This is a genomic window from Bradyrhizobium sp. DN3 (assembly GCF_041357655.1).
Lineage (GTDB): Bacteria > Pseudomonadota > Alphaproteobacteria > Rhizobiales > Xanthobacteraceae > Bradyrhizobium.
On record NZ_JAULLN010000022.1, the window covers coordinates 61,293 to 80,000 of the forward strand.

General features: G+C 61.0%; 12 protein-coding genes, 2 tRNA genes and 2 rRNA genes (1 of these 16 cut by a window edge). 8 read left to right on the top strand and 8 right to left on the bottom strand.

The features are described 5' to 3' along the window. The first annotated feature begins 90 nt into the window (after positions 1-90). Positions 91-747: a TIGR02594 family protein gene (locus AAE027_RS28575; RefSeq protein WP_370990160.1), complete on the top strand. Its 657-nt coding sequence runs from the start codon at positions 91-93 to the stop codon at positions 745-747. A gap of 143 nt (positions 748-890) precedes the next feature. On the opposite strand, the gene AAE027_RS28580 is transcribed toward AAE027_RS28575, so the two are convergent. Next, positions 891-1,679: an MOSC domain-containing protein gene (locus tag AAE027_RS28580; RefSeq protein WP_370990159.1), complete on the bottom strand. Its 789-nt coding sequence runs from the start codon at positions 1,677-1,679 to the stop codon at positions 891-893. 240 nt (positions 1,680-1,919) lie between these two features. Here AAE027_RS28580 and clpB point away from each other — a divergent pair, with 240 nt between their 5' ends. Next, a complete protein-coding gene (gene clpB / locus AAE027_RS28585; protein ID WP_370990158.1) occupies positions 1,920-4,559 on the top strand; it encodes an ATP-dependent chaperone ClpB in 2,640 nt (879 codons plus the stop codon). Between the two features lie 179 nt (positions 4,560-4,738). After that, positions 4,739-5,029: a hypothetical protein gene (locus AAE027_RS28590; protein ID WP_370990157.1), complete on the top strand. Its 291-nt coding sequence runs from the start codon at positions 4,739-4,741 to the stop codon at positions 5,027-5,029. Here the strand turns inward: AAE027_RS28590 and AAE027_RS28595 are convergent, their stop codons facing one another. From AAE027_RS28595 to AAE027_RS28615, 5 genes are all read right to left on the bottom strand, one after another. Beyond that, on the bottom strand, positions 5,030-7,114 hold the full coding sequence (locus AAE027_RS28595) for a hypothetical protein (RefSeq protein WP_370990156.1): 2,085 nt from the start codon (positions 7,112-7,114) through the stop codon (positions 5,030-5,032). It lies immediately after the preceding gene. A 41-nt stretch (positions 7,115-7,155) separates the two neighbouring features. After that, positions 7,156-8,487, bottom strand: a complete 1,332-nt coding sequence (locus AAE027_RS28600; RefSeq protein ID WP_370990155.1) for a hypothetical protein — start codon at positions 8,485-8,487, stop codon at positions 7,156-7,158. 645 nt (positions 8,488-9,132) lie between these two features. Then, positions 9,133-9,390 (bottom strand): hypothetical protein, encoded by a 258-nt coding sequence (locus AAE027_RS28605; protein WP_370990154.1) that lies wholly within the window; start codon positions 9,388-9,390, stop codon positions 9,133-9,135. A gap of 87 nt (positions 9,391-9,477) precedes the next feature. Next, positions 9,478-11,109 (bottom strand): NHL repeat-containing protein, encoded by a 1,632-nt coding sequence (locus tag AAE027_RS28610; protein WP_370990153.1) that lies wholly within the window; start codon positions 11,107-11,109, stop codon positions 9,478-9,480. Between the two features lie 273 nt (positions 11,110-11,382). Further along, positions 11,383-11,706 (bottom strand): hypothetical protein, encoded by a 324-nt coding sequence (locus tag AAE027_RS28615; protein WP_370990152.1) that lies wholly within the window; start codon positions 11,704-11,706, stop codon positions 11,383-11,385. Between the two features lie 48 nt (positions 11,707-11,754). On the opposite strand from AAE027_RS28615, the gene AAE027_RS28620 reads away from it, so the two are divergent. After that, on the top strand, positions 11,755-12,069 hold the full coding sequence (locus AAE027_RS28620; RefSeq protein WP_370990151.1) for a hypothetical protein: 315 nt from the start codon (positions 11,755-11,757) through the stop codon (positions 12,067-12,069). 87 nt (positions 12,070-12,156) lie between these two features. Here the strand turns inward: AAE027_RS28620 and AAE027_RS28625 are convergent, their stop codons facing one another. Next, a complete protein-coding gene (locus tag AAE027_RS28625; protein ID WP_370990202.1) occupies positions 12,157-12,519 on the bottom strand; it encodes an SPW repeat protein in 363 nt (120 codons plus the stop codon). 156 nt (positions 12,520-12,675) lie between these two features. Beyond that, complete coding sequence (locus tag AAE027_RS28630; RefSeq protein WP_370990150.1) at positions 12,676-14,736, bottom strand: M23 family metallopeptidase; 2,061 nt, start codon at positions 14,734-14,736, stop codon at positions 12,676-12,678. Between the two features lie 1,101 nt (positions 14,737-15,837). On the opposite strand from AAE027_RS28630, the gene AAE027_RS28635 reads away from it, so the two are divergent. The 4 genes from AAE027_RS28635 to AAE027_RS28650 all read left to right on the top strand — a co-directional run. Beyond that, a 16S ribosomal RNA gene (locus AAE027_RS28635) occupies positions 15,838-17,326 on the top strand. A 224-nt stretch (positions 17,327-17,550) separates the two neighbouring features. Continuing rightward, positions 17,551-17,627: transfer RNA gene (locus tag AAE027_RS28640), tRNA-Ile, on the top strand. Positions 17,628-17,741: 114 nt separating this feature from the next. Next, positions 17,742-17,817 (top strand) — tRNA-Ala (locus AAE027_RS28645). A 383-nt stretch (positions 17,818-18,200) separates the two neighbouring features. After that, positions 18,201-18,708 (top strand): 23S ribosomal RNA (locus AAE027_RS28650); it runs 2,338 nt beyond the window's last position. Together the 16S and 23S rRNA genes with 2 tRNA genes alongside form the textbook arrangement of a ribosomal RNA operon.

Genomic DNA, 18,708 nt, shown 5'->3' on the forward strand with positions numbered 1-18,708 from the left:
TTCTCGCCACATCGGGCGGCTTAACGGCCTTTCGGATGTCGGCCGCCGCACGGGCCGGCGGGAAGTGGGGGTGTCAGTCAAGGATGAAGAATGTTTGAGTTGTTTGCGTATCGCCTGTCGCGTTGTGTTGTCGCGCTGGCGCTCTTCTTCGCGGCGGTCGCCGTGTTCGTTTCTCCGGCCTCAGCGCGGCCACATCATCGTCATAGCGCAGAGCGGCACGTTTACGTGCATCACGCCAGACATCATCACTACCGCCACCATGCACGCAGCTCGCGCTTCGAGCGCAGCGCGGCGCAGTTGCAGGCGAGTGGATTCGCCAACACCCAGGCGAACTATGATCCGAACGCCAATAGCGGCGGCATGGCCAATAGCGCGATGAGCAGCGGCGGCTTCGGCGGCGGATCGGGCCTCGTGTCCGAGGCGCGCCGCTATCTCGGCGGCAATCCGACCGGACGTGGCAGCCTGTGGTGCGCGCGTTTCATGAACATGGTGCTGCAGCACACCGGGCATCAGGGCACCGGCTCCGACATGGCGAATTCGTTCGCGCGCTACGGCACGCGCGTCTCCGGTCCGCAGGTCGGCGCCATCGCGGTGATGTCGCGCGGCGGCCGGGGCGGCCATGTCGGCATCATCACCGGCGTCGATGCCAAGGGAAATCCGATCATGATCTCCGGCAACAACGGCAACCGCGTCCGCGAGGCGCCGGTCTCGCGCGGCCGGATCTATGCGTATGTGATGCCGAATTAACGGTCTGTCATTGCGAGCGAAGCGAAGCAATCCAGAATCCCACCGCGGAAATAGTCTGGATTGCTTCGTCGCCAGCGCAAAATTGCTTCGCAATTTTGTCGCGGGCTCCTCGCAATGACGGAGTGCGTTGAGCCGATGTCGGCTTACACCAGCTTCGGCTCTTCCACCGCGACCGCATCGCCGACGCCGATCTCGCCGCCTTCGATCACCTCGGCATAGATGCCGCAGTCCATGTGGCCGAGATTGCGCGAGAGCGTGGGCGGGATTTCGAGATCGCGCTTTGCGGTGACAGGGTCGACATTGGTGGCCGGGCAGCGGACGATGCGCTTGACCACCTTCAGCCGGGCATCACCGATCGCAAGCGTCTGACCGACGAGGTCGAGCTCCGACCAGGCCGGCCAGCCCTTCAGGTAGAGATTGGCGCGGAAGCGCAGGGGGTGGACCGCGGCGCCGCCCAGCATGGTCTCGATGGCGCGGACGCTGTCGAGATTGATGATGGACACGACCTTGCGGGCGACGTCGGAAAAGCTGTGGTCGCGGCCGGACAGGACCTTCGGCGGTCCCTTCAGCTCCGGCTGAAAGTTCTCGCTGAAATAGCGCTCGATGGCGGCGCGGCCGGCAGCGGTCTCGAGATCGCCGCTGGCGACGATCTGGCCGTCCTTGCGGATGGTCAGGCGGTTGGTCGCATCGTCGAACCGACTGTCGAGGGACGCCAGCCGCTCATTGCGCGCCAGCATCAGAAACTGGATTTTCGGCTTCCACTGCGGCGCCTCCGGGTCGAACCCGCTCGGCCCGTTCTCGATGGCATAGCGGCGGTCGGCGGGCAGGGTCTGGCCGCTCCGCAAGGCGACGCGGGTCAGGCGTTCCGGGGTCAGGCCCTTGATCGGGTAGCGGTAGAGGCCGGTAATCTCGGCGGTGCGGCTGGCTGTCATGCCGCTACTTAGGGGATTCGACAGGCCCGCGCCAAGCGGCCCATGAGCGCACGAAATTGTGAACTCGCCTCTTTCGCATCCGCAACCCGCTTCCCACATTTGCCTCAGGCCGGCGGCCACGCCGGCAAAAGAGACTCGTTACCGGTTGAGAAACGTCAATGCGGTAATCGGAAACCCAGTGAAGATGCCATTTGGGGTGCCTTAGAGGGCCCCAGGGGCAGGCCGAGGGATAGAAAAGACATGAATATCGAGAAGTACACCGAACGCTCCAGGGGCTTCATCCAGTCCGCGCAGTCGCTTGCGATGCGCGAGGGGCACCAGCAGTTCTCCTCCCTGCACATGCTGAAGGTCCTGCTGGACGACACTGAGGGGCTGGCTTCCGGTCTGATCGACCGAGCCGGCGGCAATTCCCGTGCCATCCTGAAGGCGACCGAGGACGCCCTGAGCAAGGTGCCGAAGGTCTCCGGCGGCGGCGCCGGTCAGATTTATCTGGCGCCCGAGCTCGCCCGCACCTTCGACGCGGCCGAAAAGGCCGGCGAGAAGGCCGGCGACAGCTTTGTCACGGTCGAGCGGCTGCTGCTCGGTCTTGCGCTGGAGAAGACCAGCGAGGCCGGCACGATCCTCAACAAGGGCGGTGTCACCCCGCAAAATCTCAATGCGGCGATCGAGGCGCTGCGCAAGGGCCGCACCGCGGACTCCGCGACAGCCGAGAACGCCTATGACGCGCTGAAGAAATATGCCCGCGACCTGACCCAGGCGGCGCGCGACGGCAAGCTCGACCCGGTCATCGGCCGCGACGAGGAGATCCGCCGCACCATCCAGGTGCTGTCGCGCCGGACCAAGAACAACCCTGTCCTGATCGGTGAGCCCGGCGTCGGCAAGACCGCCATCGCCGAGGGCCTCGCGCTGCGCATCGTCAATGGCGACGTGCCGGAGAGCCTCAAGGACAAGAAGCTGCTCTCGCTCGACCTCGGTGCGCTGATTGCCGGCGCAAAATATCGCGGCGAGTTCGAGGAGCGCCTCAAGGCCGTGCTTCAGGAGGTCACCGCGAGCGAGGGCACCTACATCCTGTTCATTGACGAGATGCACACGCTGATCGGCGCCGGCAAGGGTGACGGCGCGATGGACGCCTCCAACCTGCTCAAGCCGGCGCTCGCCCGCGGCGAGCTGCACTGCATCGGCGCGACCACGCTCGACGAGTACCAGAAGCACGTCGAGAAGGACGCGGCGCTGGCACGGCGCTTCCAGCCGATCTTCGTCAGCGAGCCGTCGGTCGAGGATACCATCTCGATCCTGCGCGGGCTGAAGGACAAGTACGAGCAGCACCATGGCGTGCGGATCTCCGATTCCGCGCTTGTGGCCTCCGCGACCTTGTCCAATCGCTACATCACCGACCGCTTCCTGCCCGACAAGGCGATCGACCTCATGGATGAGGCCGCGGCGCGGCTGAAGATGCAGGTCGATTCCAAGCCGGAAGAGCTGGATTCGCTGGATCGCGAGATCATCCGGCTCAAGATCGAGCAGGAGGCGCTGAAGAAGGAAAGCGATCCCGGCTCCAAGACCCGGCTCCAGACGCTGGAGAAGGATCTTGCCGAGCTCGAGGAGAAGTCTGCGGCGCTGACGGCGCGCTGGAGCGCAGAGAAAAGCAAGCTCTCCGATGCCCAGAAGCTGAAGGCCGAACTCGACGGCTTGCGTGTCGAGCTGGCCAACGCCCAGCGGCGCGGCGAATTCCAGAAGGCCGGCGAACTGGCCTATGGAAGGATCCCGGAGCTCGAGAAGAAGCTTGCGGATATCGAGGCCAAGGAGAACGCCGGCGAGATGATGGAGGAGGCTGTTACCGCCAACCACATCGCGCAGGTGGTCTCGCGCTGGACCGGCGTGCCCGTCGACAAGATGCTGGAAGGCGAGAAGGAGAAGCTCCTGAAGATGGAGGAGCAACTCGGCAAGCGCGTCGTCGGCCAGGCCGAAGCCGTGCGTGCGGTCGCAACCGCCGTGCGCCGCTCGCGTGCAGGCCTGCAAGACCCGAACCGGCCGACCGGCTCGTTCATGTTCTTGGGGCCGACCGGCGTCGGCAAGACCGAGCTGACCAAGGCGCTGGCGGAGTATCTGTTCAACGACGAGACCGCGATGGTCCGCCTCGACATGTCCGAATACATGGAGAAGCACTCGGTCTCGCGTCTGATCGGCGCGCCTCCGGGCTATGTCGGCTATGACGAGGGCGGCGCGCTCACCGAAGCGGTGCGGCGCCGGCCCTACCAGGTGGTGCTGTTCGACGAGATCGAGAAGGCGCATCCTGACGTCTTCAACGTCCTGTTGCAGGTGCTCGACGACGGCCGCCTGACCGATGGCCAGGGCCGCACCGTCGATTTCCGCAACACGCTGATCATCATGACCTCGAACCTCGGTTCGGAATTTTTGGTGAACCAGCCGGAGGGCGAGGACACCTCGGCCGTGCGCGAGCAGGTGATGGGGATGGTGCGTGGGCATTTCCGCCCCGAATTCCTCAACCGCGTCGACGAGATCATCCTGTTCCACCGCTTGCAGAAGAGCGAGATGGGCCGGATCGTCGAGATCCAGTTCGCGCGGCTGCAGAAGCTGCTCACCGATCGCAAGATCGTACTGACGCTCGATGCCGCAGGGCGCGACTGGCTCGCGGCCAAGGGCTGGGATCCCGCCTACGGCGCACGGCCGCTCAAGCGCGTGATCCAGCGCCACCTCCAGGACCCGCTCGCCGAGATGATCCTCGCCGGCGACGTCAGGGACGGCGACAGCGTTGCGATCTCGTCCGAAGGCAACGTGCTGACCTTCAACGGCAAGGCGCCGCAGACCGCCGAGATCGCCCAGTTCGAGGCGCCGGTGGCGAAGCGTAAGCTGAACTGATCGGCGGCGCTCATCGCCAAATAAACTCGCCCCGGAGAGGTCGTTCTCTCCGGGGCGATTTATTTTCGTCATGTTTCTCTCATTGCACGCGCATGACAACAAAGTCTGGACAATGGTTGGCCTTCCAGGTGTGTGAATGCGTCAACGCCGCTATATTCCCTTCAAGGAAAGGACAGCAAATGCGTAAGGCCCTGCTTGCTTCGGTTTGTTTGTTCGCCTTCTCGGCACCCGCGCTCGCGCGCGAGATTTACTGCAATGGCTACCGCTTCGGGATGCGGGTCCGTGTTGTCGTGTCGCTGGACATCAACGATGGGAAATTGACAGCATGCGAGATACCCCTCAACAGCAAGGCGAGATCACAGCTCGATCAATTTTGCACAGATGAGCATTGCACGTTCTCGGGGCACGTCGCACGGCAGATCGGCAACCTCTATATTATCGACCGGATCGTTGGACCCGTGAAGGAGTGACTAGTCTCTTGCGCTCGCCGCCTTTGCTGCTTGCAAATGCTGGTCGCCAAAAATGCGCTCGATGGAGAAGTGGCCCGTATCCGGATTGTGCCAGTTCTCGCCGCCGCTGATGCCCCAGCGCCGCTCGAGCTTTCTGAGCAAGTCACGATGGCTGTCGATCCACTGCTGCACATCGGCCGTAACCTTGTTGCGGCTTTGTTGATTCCAATCGGTCGCGAATCCGATCGGATGTTCTGAAGGGTTCCCGCGCATTCCGAATCCAAAAACGCCACGCACGGGCGCATGGAACTTGATGAGATCATTGAAAAATCCGCGGAATTGTTCGGCGACCGCCTTATTGACCACCACAGTTTGGCCATTGCTGAACGTGACTGTCTGGCGGTCGCTTTGCGGAGACAGCGGCGAACCTGCTTTCACATTGAACTTGCCTCCCGAAGGGCCGCGGCCCTCTGTGTCGCCGTCCATGTGTTCGGGCGGCTCACCGTGCAGCGACGGACCGGATGGCCCCGACGATGGCCCGCTCGGGACCACGACGGCTTCGCCGCCCTGAAACCGTTTGAACGGATGTGTGTGGGGACCCTCATCGAAATAGCTCTCCGGATGGTTGGGAAGCGCTGTCGGAAGGTTTCCGCCTCGCGTGCCGCTGGCGAACTGTGCGGTGGACGTCGGAGGTGAGGCGTTGCCGGTGGCAATAAAGCCCAGCAATTCTTCCGACTTGTTCGAACCGGCGAGGAGTTCCTGCAGAAGAGTCTTCTTGAAGTCATCGAATTCTGCGCTGGTGACCGGGCGCGAATAGGTCCCGTTCGCGCCGCCCTGGTAATAACCGCGTCGCCTGTCTTCCGATGTCGATAGCAAAGCCCGTGCGAGGGAATGCCCGCGCGCCATGGCACGGTTGAACGCCGTTTCGAGCTGGACAAGCTTGGTGTTGTGCGGAGCGCCCCAGCCGACCTCCCCCTTCACCATGTTTGCAGACTTCTTGATGAGTGCAGGGTTGCTGTTGAGTTCGCTCAGAAACTGCGTGCGATCGATGCCATTGGCGACGCTGGCGACGGTGACGCCTCCATGGCCTGTACCAGTGGCTGAACCGGTATTGCCGGTCGTTGAACCGGCACCGCTGCCGTCCGGAATTGGGTCTGTCGGCATCGAGGGGATGCTGTCGCCAAATACGTCTGAGTCGGAGTCGTCAGCAATTTTGTCGGCTTCGGCAAAACCCGCGGCAAGCCGGCTCGCGCACTCCGTCAGCGCCTCGTCGATGGTGGCTGAGCCGTTGTCCTTGAAGATGTGTGCATTGCGCTTGAAGAATGCGGCTCGTTCGGATGGATCCGGATAGATCGCCGTGAGCACGGTCGCCGCCTGCTTCGTCTTGTCGGCCTGGAGGATTGTCACTGCCGCTTCCGAGCCAAAACCGGCTGTGTCGTTACAAAGAAACGCGAGCATGAGATCGACGGCAGTTAATGGGCGGTCCGTGATTTTGCCTTTCAGCAGCTCAGCCGACTTGGCGGCGAGAATTGCCGCCATGATGCATTGAACGTCCGGAAACTTGATGTCGTCGGGCTCTATGCCTTCCGCTTCCGGCTGGGTCGTCTGTTGCTGCCAGGCTTTCTTCGAGAAGCGATACACCCCAAAGGCAAGAGCACCGGGGGGATCGTCGGTTTTGACAACGGTGGCGCTCCATTGGTCGCCGCTGGACGCGAATGCCAACGCATACAGGTAAGCCGGATTCGTGCCATTCAACGCCGCCTGCAAATAGCAGGTGTTTGCGTAGTCTTCCCTGTTAACCTGCGTGGAGAAGGGCTCGAATCCGTCCGAGGTGGGAACGTCGGTATCTGCCGGTGCCAGAAACTCATCCAGAACGAAGCCTTTTCGCTTATCGATTTGCTGACCTGTGGTGGCTTCGACAAATATCCATTTCAGCGCTCTTCCATCGACGGTCTCGTCGACATCCGGCTTTGCGCCGACGTTCACCGTCTCGCCGATATCGACTTGAAGGTTCCCGCCGCTATCGCTGGGAATAAAGGTGAATGGCTGCAGCTTCGGTACGCTCCGCAAGAACTGTGGCTGCGTAACTTTCTTCACTTCGGTCATAATCTGCCTCTGGGAGCCCAAGTGCGATTGACGAGCGAATCTTAAATGCAGATCCCGCTAACCCATTCGTATGCTTTGTCGTTGAGCCGATCGGTCTTCGGGACAGTCGAGCCCTTCCGGCCCGTTGCCTTTGAGATGCCGTCCCGCGTTGCCTTGTCGAATATCCCGGTCGGCGTGACGGCCGGATCGCACTTCGCGAGCGTCTGTTGCAAGGCTTTGATGGCAACGTCGTCGGCAAAGCGGAACTTCTCGAATGCCGTTGCGTACGCGCGATCAGTACCTGAGCGGTCGGATTCGCAGTGTTGTGCATTGAGAAAAATCTGGGCTTCGTCGTTTGTGCCGATCTGGTTGCTGACCGGCTTGAAGAGCTCAGGTGCCGTTTTGGCCACCCTGCTCATGTTCGCAGCTATTTTGGCCTGACGAATAGCTTCCCGAGTGTCTGCGCCTTCCTGCGTGTTTTTATCGAAATTGCCGCTGGAGCTCGCAATGCATAGGTTTCCTTGGATCCGCCGGCCGACGGAAATGGGCATCTTTTCGGCGTCCGTTTGCCATCCAATAACCATCCCCTCCGGCTTGGGACCGGGCTGTCCAGCCACACCTGGCAACTGAGTGGTGGGGCTGGCCGGAATGGACTGCCGGAACGCCTGCGAGGCCGTAGGAATCAAAGCAGGCCTCTGAAAGACGCCCGGTTGCTGAACCAGAGCACTCGCTCCGCTGCGATGATAGACCGTCAGCGTATTGTTGATGCTCGTCTCGATTGAGAACGGCATGCAGATGCGTAGGTATCCGCGCAGCAGATAAATTGCGGCGGGCTTGTTATCGACCACCTTGTCGATGACTTCGCGGCGATACTGGCTCTGATTGTCCAGCACGACCGCTTGCACGGTCGAATGATTGGCTTCCAGAACAAGGCGGGATTGGACATTTGTGAACGTGTCGGCCGCCAATCCAAAGGCAAGCCCGACGATCGTAATCGGGTTCACGCCGACACCGGTTGCGTTCATTACTCCGATTGATGCCGCGCTTAGCGCGTGGAGTTCGTTGAGGACCGGCGTCTGTGAGCGCTTTCTATCATCGAGCCAGGCGAGGTACGCATCACAGCGCCGGTCGATATCGTTCATTCCGGCTTGGACGAACGTCGCCCACGACCGTCCGAGCAGAGGGGTGTCGCAAGTCTCCCCCTCATTGGCCAAACCGGCCTGCCGGCAAATGAGCGCAACATAAGTGTCATTGAGAGCGGTGGCATTTGGAAGTTCAGAAGAATAGACGTCGGTGCCGATGCCTTGTCGAAAATAATTGCTATCCGAGAGGTTGCACCCTGCAATCAGCCCACCAATCGCCACGCAGATAACAAGCCGAAATAATGAACGCATCTTGTGCCCCCGCACGCAACAGCAATCATCGCACTAACGAGCAGTCCGAAAAGCAAAGCGAGTGGCTTGCGCCCTCAATATTCCCCAATCCGCACGAGGAAGCGTAGGCCAAAATACTGCCGCCCGCCCACGTTGTTCTTCCTCGCGATCCAACTTAGCCGATGTCTCTGCGTTTTTCTATCTCTGGTTACGCTGTGTGGAAATCTCATCAAGTCCTTCAGAATTAGAGAGAAAATAAACTAGTGTCCGAGTTGCATGATTGTCGCATCGGATTTTCAGAAGTCGCCAGCACATGCAGCACGAACTCGTAGAGAAGCGAAGCAATTGCAGGATAGCGGCAGGCGCGGGCATCATTTGCACCGGTAAAAATTCAGGCAGCGGTTCGGCGGCAACAGGCGGCCGGTCAGAATGTCAACAACGTGGACGTTGTTGTGGACGCGATCTGATTGTGGTCCATGAGGTAAACACTGGGGCCGATCGGGGACACCCGACACGGGCCAAGCGAGCGAAGGCTTGGCCGGCCTCGACTTTCCGCTTCTAGTTGGCCTTGCGATATGTTGCGTCGCCGCACACCTTCGACTACTTTGTGAGCAATGCGGCCTTCGCGTCGGCGCTTCACGCCTGCCGCGATTCTGGGGAAACAGCCTAGCCAGCCGCGGACGTGGCGTTTGGATCGGTCGCGTCCTCTTCCTCTTCCAGCTCCGACAAAATATCCACCAGCTCGCGCACCCGTCCCTGTGCTAGCGGGCGCAAGTCATTGATCATCGGCTCGTCATTGGCGAGCCAGGCCTGGGCTTCGGCGAGTTCCTCGACGGTCGCGCCGGTTCCGATGATCTGGGCGATGGTGACGTCGTCGGCCCGGTCCACGACCTTGATGACATCGTCGCGTGAGAGGCGCGTCATGGGCGATCCTCCTGCTGGTCGGCTTCCGTCAGCGTCTAACCGGGAACCCGCGCATGGGTTCCGCGGTCAGGTCTTCTCGGGCGGATGTTACTTCCTCACCGCCTTGTAGATCGCGTTCTCCACGTCCGAGCTGAAGTAGATGACGCCGCTCGCGCCGATCGCGACGCCTGTCGGGATATGCGTCGGCAGGCCGCCCGGCGCGCCCGTCAGGCCGATCGGGAGATTGGCCGCGATCTCGGTCACCTTGCCGGTCTCCGGCGCGATCTCGATCAATCGTTTGGCGCCGACTTCCGCCACGATCAGCTTGCCGTCGCTGGCGCGCGCGATGCCTTCGGGCATTTTCAGCTCCTTGGCGAGCACGGTCTTTGCGCCGTTCTGGTCGATCCGGGAGACCACGCCGGAGAGAGCTTCGGTGACGTAGACCTCGCCAGCGGATCCGCCGACGAGACCCACCGGTCCCTCGAGATCGCCGATCAGCGTGGCGCGATCCTTGCCATGCTCGCCGCTCACCTTGACCAGCGATTTGGTGCCGAGCTCGGCCACCAGAATGCTGCCGTCCGCGAGCACGATCGCGTCATGCGGGGCCTTGAAGCCGTGCAGCATGTCGCGCGTTGCGCCGGTCTTGCCGTCGATCACCTGCACCGTGCCGGTGAACCAGCTCGACAGCACCACCTCGTTGCCCTTCGCCGTCGCGCTCATCGGATATTCGAGGGTGACGCCGGCGGCGTGCATGCGCGCCTTCTCGGTGACCTCGCCGGTGGCACCGTCCACCGTGCGATAGGCAAATACGTCGGCGACATGGATCGTATCCTTGCCGTTCTCCGAGGTGACGCCAATGCCGCCGGGCAGGGCCAGCTTGCCGATGATGATCTGCTTCGCCTGGCCGGTCGTCGGATCGACCTCCTGGATGCCGTTGTCGGCCATGTTGGAGACGTAGATGCGGTCCTTGTCGTCGATCGCGAGATTGTCCAGCGACGGCTTCAGTTGCGCGACCATGGTCTTGGTGCCCGATTTGGGATCGACGCGGACGAGCTGGCCGAGCGCGGTGTCGACCACAAACAGGTTGCCCTTGGAATCGAAGTTCACCGCGGCCGGGACCTTGAAGCCGTCGGCGACGACGGTCAGCTCGGCCTTGTCGACATCGACTTTGGCGACCTGTCCCTTGAACCAGAGCGGACCGTAGAGCTTGTCGTCGGGGCCGAACTCGAAGCCGTTGAGGCCGCCCATCTTCTCCATGATCTGGCGGGGCGGTTTGACGCCCTCGACGTCGATCTCGTAGAGCGTGTCGCCGAGGAAGACGGTGGTGGCGTAGAGCCTGCCGTCCTTGCGGAACGCGAGCGAGTTGATGCCGGGAAGACCGGAAGCAAGCTTCTTGATCGGGCCGTCGCCCTTGCGCGCATAGAGATCGCCGGCGAGGAAGCCGGTCCAGGCCATGGTGCCGTCGGGCGCGAACGCGATGTCGTCGGCCATTCCGATCGGAGCGGGGATTGCAACCTTGGCGGTACCGCCCGCGATGTCGACCTCGTAGAGCGCGGCGCCCGCGACGCTGCCGGCGAACAGATGGCCGGCCTTGTCGATGCCGAGCCCATGTACGCCGTGGAATGCGGAGCCCGGGACGAGTTTGGTGACCTCCCAGGTTGCCGGCAATGTCTCGGCCGATGCGCTCGTGATGGAAAAAATTGCACCAATCAGAGCTGCGCAAGCGAGCCTGTTCTTCATGGCGAGACCTCCCATTTTTCGGAAAGTATTCGCCCATCGCACGGCTTTGGCAAACGAAACTTGACGTTGTGACGCACTGAAGCGACTTCATTTCACTGGTGTTGTGATTCCGACAGTTCATTCCTTCATTCCGGGCCCGAGCGGGGCGAGGGAGCCCGGAATCCATTGGGCCACAGAGTACGGGTAAATGGATTCTCTGATGCGCAATTGCGCATCATAGCTCACGCCTTAGTTGCGCCCGGAATGAACGTCCCGGAATGACATTTGAGTGAATCAGACGTCAGAGACACAGCACTCGCGTCGCATCCAACTCGCATTCGATATCCGGATGATGGCGCCGTTGCGGCCGCTCATCATCGCTTCGAGCCCGCCGCGGTCTTTCGAGATTTGCGTATCGGGCCTTCCAGCAAGTGGCCGCGCGGCAATCGCGATTGGGCGTCCAACAGTTCCATCGTCCCAGCCCGACGAGGGGCGCCGGAACCCTTCGATTTGATGAAACTGGTGCGGTGGACTGGGGTTGCCCCAGAGCAGCGCAGGATATTTGCCATGAAACAAGATCTTGTCGCCCACAATCATCGTGTCTTTGACGAGCTTCATCCCAAGATCTACGGGGCAGCGGTGGGCCTTGTCGTATGGTTCGCTTTCATGGCCTGGGTGCTGTTTGACCGCAGCAGTGACATCAGTCTTTCCCTCGGCCTCGTCACGTTGCTGTTCGTAGTCGCGATCCTGCTGCCCTGGGCCCTTTCGCGGCTCTGGAGGAGGTATCGGATGCCGTACGAGCCGCATCTGGGGCCGACATCACTGCACGACTGGGAGGCCGGCGAATTCAAGGTCTGGGGTGCAAAACTTCGCGGCTCGCATGCCGCGATCGACGTCCTGTTGCCGCTGGCGGCCGTCTCGTTCGGCCTGACGGCGATCGGGATCGTCTTCGTGATCGTGCGGGCGTGGGCACTGCCGTAGCTCTCCGGCGCCTGATTGCCGGATACGGCGGAAGTATATCTCCATAATGGCCCCGCCCGCGCCGTGGTGCGGACGGGGCTTCGCCTGCTACCGGCTTGTCGTCAGCCGCGGCGGGTTCTGGGACATCATCCAGAGTTCGACCGCAGCAAGCACAGCCACCAGGATACCGACCACAACGTGCACCGTCATTGCTGTCTTGGCGCCCTGGAACCCGAGCACCCAAGGCGCAATAAGCGTCCACAGGCCGACAATCAGGTTAAGCCACTCCTCCCACACAGCGAAGGCTGCGAGCGCCGCGATGGCCAGGATCGCAATGACAATGCCCGCGACATACGCGTTCTGAGAGGCTACTCCGGCATCGAATCCGAATATCCAGGGCGAGAAGAACAGGAATGCGCCGAGGATCAGGTTCGCGACGTCGCACCATTTTGCGTTCGTCCAATTCTCCATGACATCCTCCATTAGCTCCGCCCCCTCATGCGAAAACAACCGGGCCACCATCCGGCGTGTTCCTTGTGGTTCCAGCGAAATTGAATGAAGGAATGGAACGCGCGGCGCCTGATGTGACGCGGCAAGCCGCCTCGCCACGAAGTCCACTCAGCTGGCTTAGCGGTTGATGACCTGCAGCGGCCCGCCCGTTGCGTCCGACATGCGCGCGATGGCGCCGCCTCGGCCACTCATCATGCCATCGAGCCGGTCGCGCTCCTTCTCGAAGCTCGCCAGCATCGGGCCCTCCAGCGACCGGCCGCGCGGCAGCTTCACGCGCATCGGATCGACGAAGCGGCCGTTGACCAGGATCTCGTAGTGGACGTGCGGGCCGGTCGACAGGCCCGATGAGCCGACGAAGCCGATCACCTGGCCCTGCCGCACCTTCTTGCCGACTTCCATGCCCTTGGCGAAGGCCGACATGTGGCCGTAGGCGGTCTCGTAGCCGTTGGAATGCTTGATGCGGATATACTTGCCGTAGCCGCCCTCGGGGCCGGCCTTCTCGATCATGCCGTTGCCGGAGGCGAAGATCGGCGTGCCGTAGGCGGTGGCCCAGTCGACGCCGGTGTGCATCTTCACATAGCCGAGAATCGGATGGCGGCGGCCGCCGAAGCCGGAGCGCATGATGGCGTTGTTAACGGGCTTCCTGACCAGGAACTTCTTCGCGCTCTTGCCGGTCTCGTCATAGTAGTCGACGACGCCGTCGTCGGGGCTCTGGTAGCGGTAGTATTTCTTGGTCTCGCCGCCGACGGTCAGCGAAGCGAACAGCACCTCGTTCTTCTCGCTCGCGGTCACGCCCTCGTCTTCGCCGGCGTAGAACACGTCGAAGGAATCGCCCGGCTGCACCTTGCGCTGGAAATCGACGTCGTAGGAATAGATCTTGATCATGTCGTCGATGACGGGCATCGGCACCTTGTTGCGCATCGCGGTCTCGTAGATGCTCTGGTAGAGCCGCACGCCGGAGCCGTCATCGTCGTCATCGTCGTCGCTGTTGGCGCTGGCCGTAGCGTCGGCGACGGTGTTCATGCTGGAGACGTCGACCGCGACGTATTTGCCGAGATCGGACAGCGCCGCGATCGACTCGACCATGGTGTCGTTTGCAACCACCACGCGATAAGGCTGCAGGCGGGCGCCGGGGCTGGCGGGCGCCATCAGGATGCGGAGCTTCTCGCCTTCCTTCAGGCCGCCGTCGCGGCCGCGCGGACCGAGCGTTGCGGTGATCGCCTTGATCTCGTCGGCGGTGGCGCCGAGATCGCGCAGCACGCCAGCGACGCTGTCGCCCTTCTTGACCATGTGGACGCGTTCGCCGTTGGGATTGCCGCCGGTGATCTGCTCCTTGGTCTTGGGCAGCAGCGTGACGTTTTCCGGCACCACGCGCGTCTCGAAGCCGGCATAGGGATCGGCCGACGACACTTCGGTGGCGTAGGCCATCTTCATGTCGGACGCTCCGGTCGCGCCGGAGACGTCGGCGGTGGCATTGGCGAGCGAGGCGTAGCGCACCCCGCCATTGCCGCGCCAATTGGCGGCATCGCGGACCCGCATCAGGATGTCGTCGAGTGCCACCACCGCGGAAATCTTGGCCTTCGGCAGCACCGGCGACAGGTCCTTGGTGACGAAGGAGACCTCGGCGTCGGGCTCGACCGCTTCCGGATTGTTCGGATCGTCGGAGGCGGTCTTATCGGAGCCGACGTCGGTGAGCAGGCGCTGGGCGTTGAATGGCGGGATCTTCGCCGACAGATCGCTCGTCGTCATCGACAGATTGCCGGCGATGCGGACGAAGGGGCGCACCCGCATCACGTCGCGGTTGCCGACGCGGGCGACCGTGGAGACGCGGACGATGTTGCGCGAAGCCGTGGATTCGCTCGGTGGCGGCAGCCGGTCGCTCTTGTGCAGCGAGGCGGCGCGATCGGCTGCGCCGAATGTACCGCGCAGCGCGCCTTCGACCCGCTCCGGCACCTTGGCGAAGGTCATCTCGCCGTCGAGTGACGCGAAAACGGCGCCGCCGATCAGGGCCGCGCCGCAGAGTCCGGTCAGAATTGTACCGCTGAACCATTGTACCGAGACACGACGGCGATCGATGACGGCGGCCTCAGAACCATCGACGGACAGCGGCGGCTCGTGGCCGAGATCGATGATCCCGGTCTCACGCCCGTAAGCGCCGCGTGATGTCCTGTGGTTCAACCCAAGTCCCCCAATTCAACGACCCAAAAGCCCCGCCTCGAGCCTCTTCCCGGTCGCCCTCTTCGAGGCGTATCGCAGGAAAAGGGCAGCCCGAATAGGCGTTCGCGGTCAGAAGGCCCCGATGACGGGCCGGCCGAAATTACGAACAGCTAAACGGAAAAAGGTCTCTCGATGTCTCTCGAACGCCGGAAGAAGGCCGCGTCATCTGCAAGATCGCCTTCCTCTGACCCCCATGAAAACCGCCGGCAGCCCCCACTGGCATCCCCGCGATTCAAGCTTGTCTCTTATCAGAACGCCGCGGGATTGTGGCTCAAGTACGGCGCCAAATATGGAAAAAGTTTCCTGAAGGAACGGGCGCGGGAGGCCGCCTCGGAAGGGCGCCCCAAGCCACTTCCCAAGCAGCCTCCCAAATCACTCCCAAACCGCCTCCCAAGTCCCCTCCCAAGTGCCCTCCCAAGTCCCCTCCCAAGTCCCCTCCCAAGTCCCCTCCCAAGTGCCCCCCAAAAGCCCCCTCCGGAGCCCGCAGGGGCGCAAACTTTTTTTCAGTTTTTTCTCCGCGCGGTCTCCGTCCGTGCGCCCCACGCCCTTCTAACTAACTGAAATCGCGTGAATTTTTCAGCCAATCCACTGTGCGACGATTTGTTGACGATGGGCGTTGACAGCCCGGAAGGTGGGGCCTATAACCCCAACCACTGAGCGCGGCGCCGCCGGGTCACTGACCGAGGCGAGCGAACGCGCCACTGATGCTCCTCACCTTGTTGAGTGACACAACAATCGACGCTAGTCGATTGGAGTTCATTTATCGTCGGTAAGGGTGTCGGAACCCTTCCTCCCAGGAAGGTTGGGGCCTCCACGGTCCCGGGCTGTTTGACAAGTGAAGATGAAGAAAGAGAAACGTGGACGGCGGAGTCCTTGCGGGTCTCGCTTCTGAAAAGCTTCGGCTTTTCTGATCGAGACCGGACGAAAGACTTCGGCGGTACACGTTTCAAAGGTAACACCATGGCCTCTTCATTGAGGTCAGTTCGCAAGCGATGTGAATCGCTTCGCGAGTATGGTGGGACCTCGTCAAACGTTGTGATCAGCCGGTTCAAAGTTCAAGTCCAACTTGAGAGTTTGATCCTGGCTCAGAGCGAACGCTGGCGGCAGGCTTAACACATGCAAGTCGAGCGGGCGTAGCAATACGTCAGCGGCAGACGGGTGAGTAACGCGTGGGAACGTACCTTTTGGTTCGGAACAACACAGGGAAACTTGTGCTAATACCGGATAAGCCCTTACGGGGAAAGATTTATCGCCGAAAGATCGGCCCGCGTCTGATTAGCTAGTTGGTGAGGTAATGGCTCACCAAGGCGACGATCAGTAGCTGGTCTGAGAGGATGATCAGCCACATTGGGACTGAGACACGGCCCAAACTCCTACGGGAGGCAGCAGTGGGGAATATTGGACAATGGGGGCAACCCTGATCCAGCCATGCCGCGTGAGTGATGAAGGCCCTAGGGTTGTAAAGCTCTTTTGTGCGGGAAGATAATGACGGTACCGCAAGAATAAGCCCCGGCTAACTTCGTGCCAGCAGCCGCGGTAATACGAAGGGGGCTAGCGTTGCTCGGAATCACTGGGCGTAAAGGGTGCGTAGGCGGGTCTTTAAGTCAGGGGTGAAATCCTGGAGCTCAACTCCAGAACTGCCTTTGATACTGAAGATCTTGAGTTCGGGAGAGGTGAGTGGAACTGCGAGTGTAGAGGTGAAATTCGTAGATATTCGCAAGAACACCAGTGGCGAAGGCGGCTCACTGGCCCGATACTGACGCTGAGGCACGAAAGCGTGGGGAGCAAACAGGATTAGATACCCTGGTAGTCCACGCCGTAAACGATGAATGCCAGCCGTTAGTGGGTTTACTCACTAGTGGCGCAGCTAACGCTTTAAGCATTCCGCCTGGGGAGTACGGTCGCAAGATTAAAACTCAAAGGAATTGACGGGGGCCCGCACAAGCGGTGGAGCATGTGGTTTAATTCGACGCAACGCGCAGAACCTTACCAGCCCTTGACATGTCCAGGACCGGTCGCAGAGATGTGACCTTCTCTTCGGAGCCTGGAACACAGGTGCTGCATGGCTGTCGTCAGCTCGTGTCGTGAGATGTTGGGTTAAGTCCCGCAACGAGCGCAACCCCCGTCCTTAGTTGCTACCATTTAGATGAGCACTCTAAGGAGACTGCCGGTGATAAGCCGCGAGGAAGGTGGGGATGACGTCAAGTCCTCATGGCCCTTACGGGCTGGGCTACACACGTGCTACAATGGCGGTGACAATGGGATGCGAAGACGCAAGTCCTAGCAAATCTCAAAAAGCCGTCTCAGTTCGGATTGGGCTCTGCAACTCGAGCCCATGAAGTTGGAATCGCTAGTAATCGTGGATCAGCACGCCACGGTGAATACGTTCCCGGGCCTTGTACACACCGCCCGTCACACCATGGGAGTTGGCTTTACCTGAAGACGGTGCGCTAACCCGCAAGGGAGGCAGCCGGCCACGGTAGGGTCAGCGACTGGGGTGAAGTCGTAACAAGGTAGCCGTAGGGGAACCTGCGGCTGGATCACCTCCTTTCTAAGGATGATCCTTCAGCGAGCTCACGCTCACTATCGGATCGTTTTAGAAACATCAGTGGCCAACAGATCGCCAGATCGTTGAGCTGCATTGGCGGGATTTCGCCGTCTTCGTTTCTCTTTCTTCGCGGACGAACACGCGCCGGGGCTGCGCTGTGCGATTGCATCTGCGCTGGTCGCGGATGCATGCACGCAAGACCCTAGTCCTGATAAGGATAGCGTTAGGGGCTTGTAGCTCAGTTGGTTAGAGCGCGCGCTTGATAAGCGTGAGGTCGGAAGTTCAAGTCTTCCCAGGCCCACCACGCTTCGCCGTTGGCTTTGCGTGGCGCTGCCATGCAAGACGATGAAGCGAAGCGTGTCCGGCATAGCCCGAAGGGCGACGCCGGACTTAGAGAGGCGCTTCGTCTTCTGGTTACGGGGCCATAGCTCAGCTGGGAGAGCGCGTGCTTTGCAAGCATGAGGTCGTCGGTTCGATCCCGTCTGGCTCCACCAGATGGTTTGATCACCGAGATCTTGCACCGTCGTCCGCGAAACATCACTTCGCATTCACTAGTCTGGATAGACAGTGAACTGCGTGTTTTCTGACATCGTAAAGAGGAGATCGATCCGAGTTGGGTCGTGCAGCATATCGTTGCGCGAGCCTTCATTATCTCCGGATCATTTTCGGCGCTCGCGTCTGACCGCAAGGTTGGCTGCGAGTTGTAAAATGATCCTTTTAGCGAAGCTTGACCGCCTCGCTATCGGAACGATCTTACGAAGCAAGCTGGTCTTTCTAGTCAATGTCCGGCTGTACGTAGCATTCATCGAGGGTGCGCGCCGCAAGGCAATCGTACAGACAACATTCTGCCGAGTGTGTGGACATTGATAATGAGAGCAATCAAGTGCCTTAAGGGTGTTCGGTGGATGCCTTGGCGCTGAGAGGCGATGAAGGACGTGCTACGCTGCGATAAGCCGTGGGGAGCTGCGAAGAAGCTTTGATCCGCGGATTTCCGAATGGGGAAACCCACCTTCGATAGCCGGAACTCCAAGACCTTGTGTGTTGGGGTTCGACCAGAAATGATCGGGACCATGACCGCGAGGTTTTGGATTTCCGGTTATCAAGAGAAGGTATGAGACTTCTGAATACATAGGAGGTTTCAAGCAAACCCAGGGAACTGAAACATCTAAGTACCTGGAGGAAAGGACATCAACAGAGACTCCGTTAGTAGTGGCGAGCGAACGCGGACCAGGCCAGTGATACATCAAAGACAATCGGAACCAGTCAGGAAAGCTGGGCCTCAGAGGGTGATAGCCCCGTACGAGCAATGCGATGATGTATCCACGAGTAAGGCGGGACACGTGCAATCCTGTCTGAACACGGGGGGACCACCCTCCAAGCCTAAG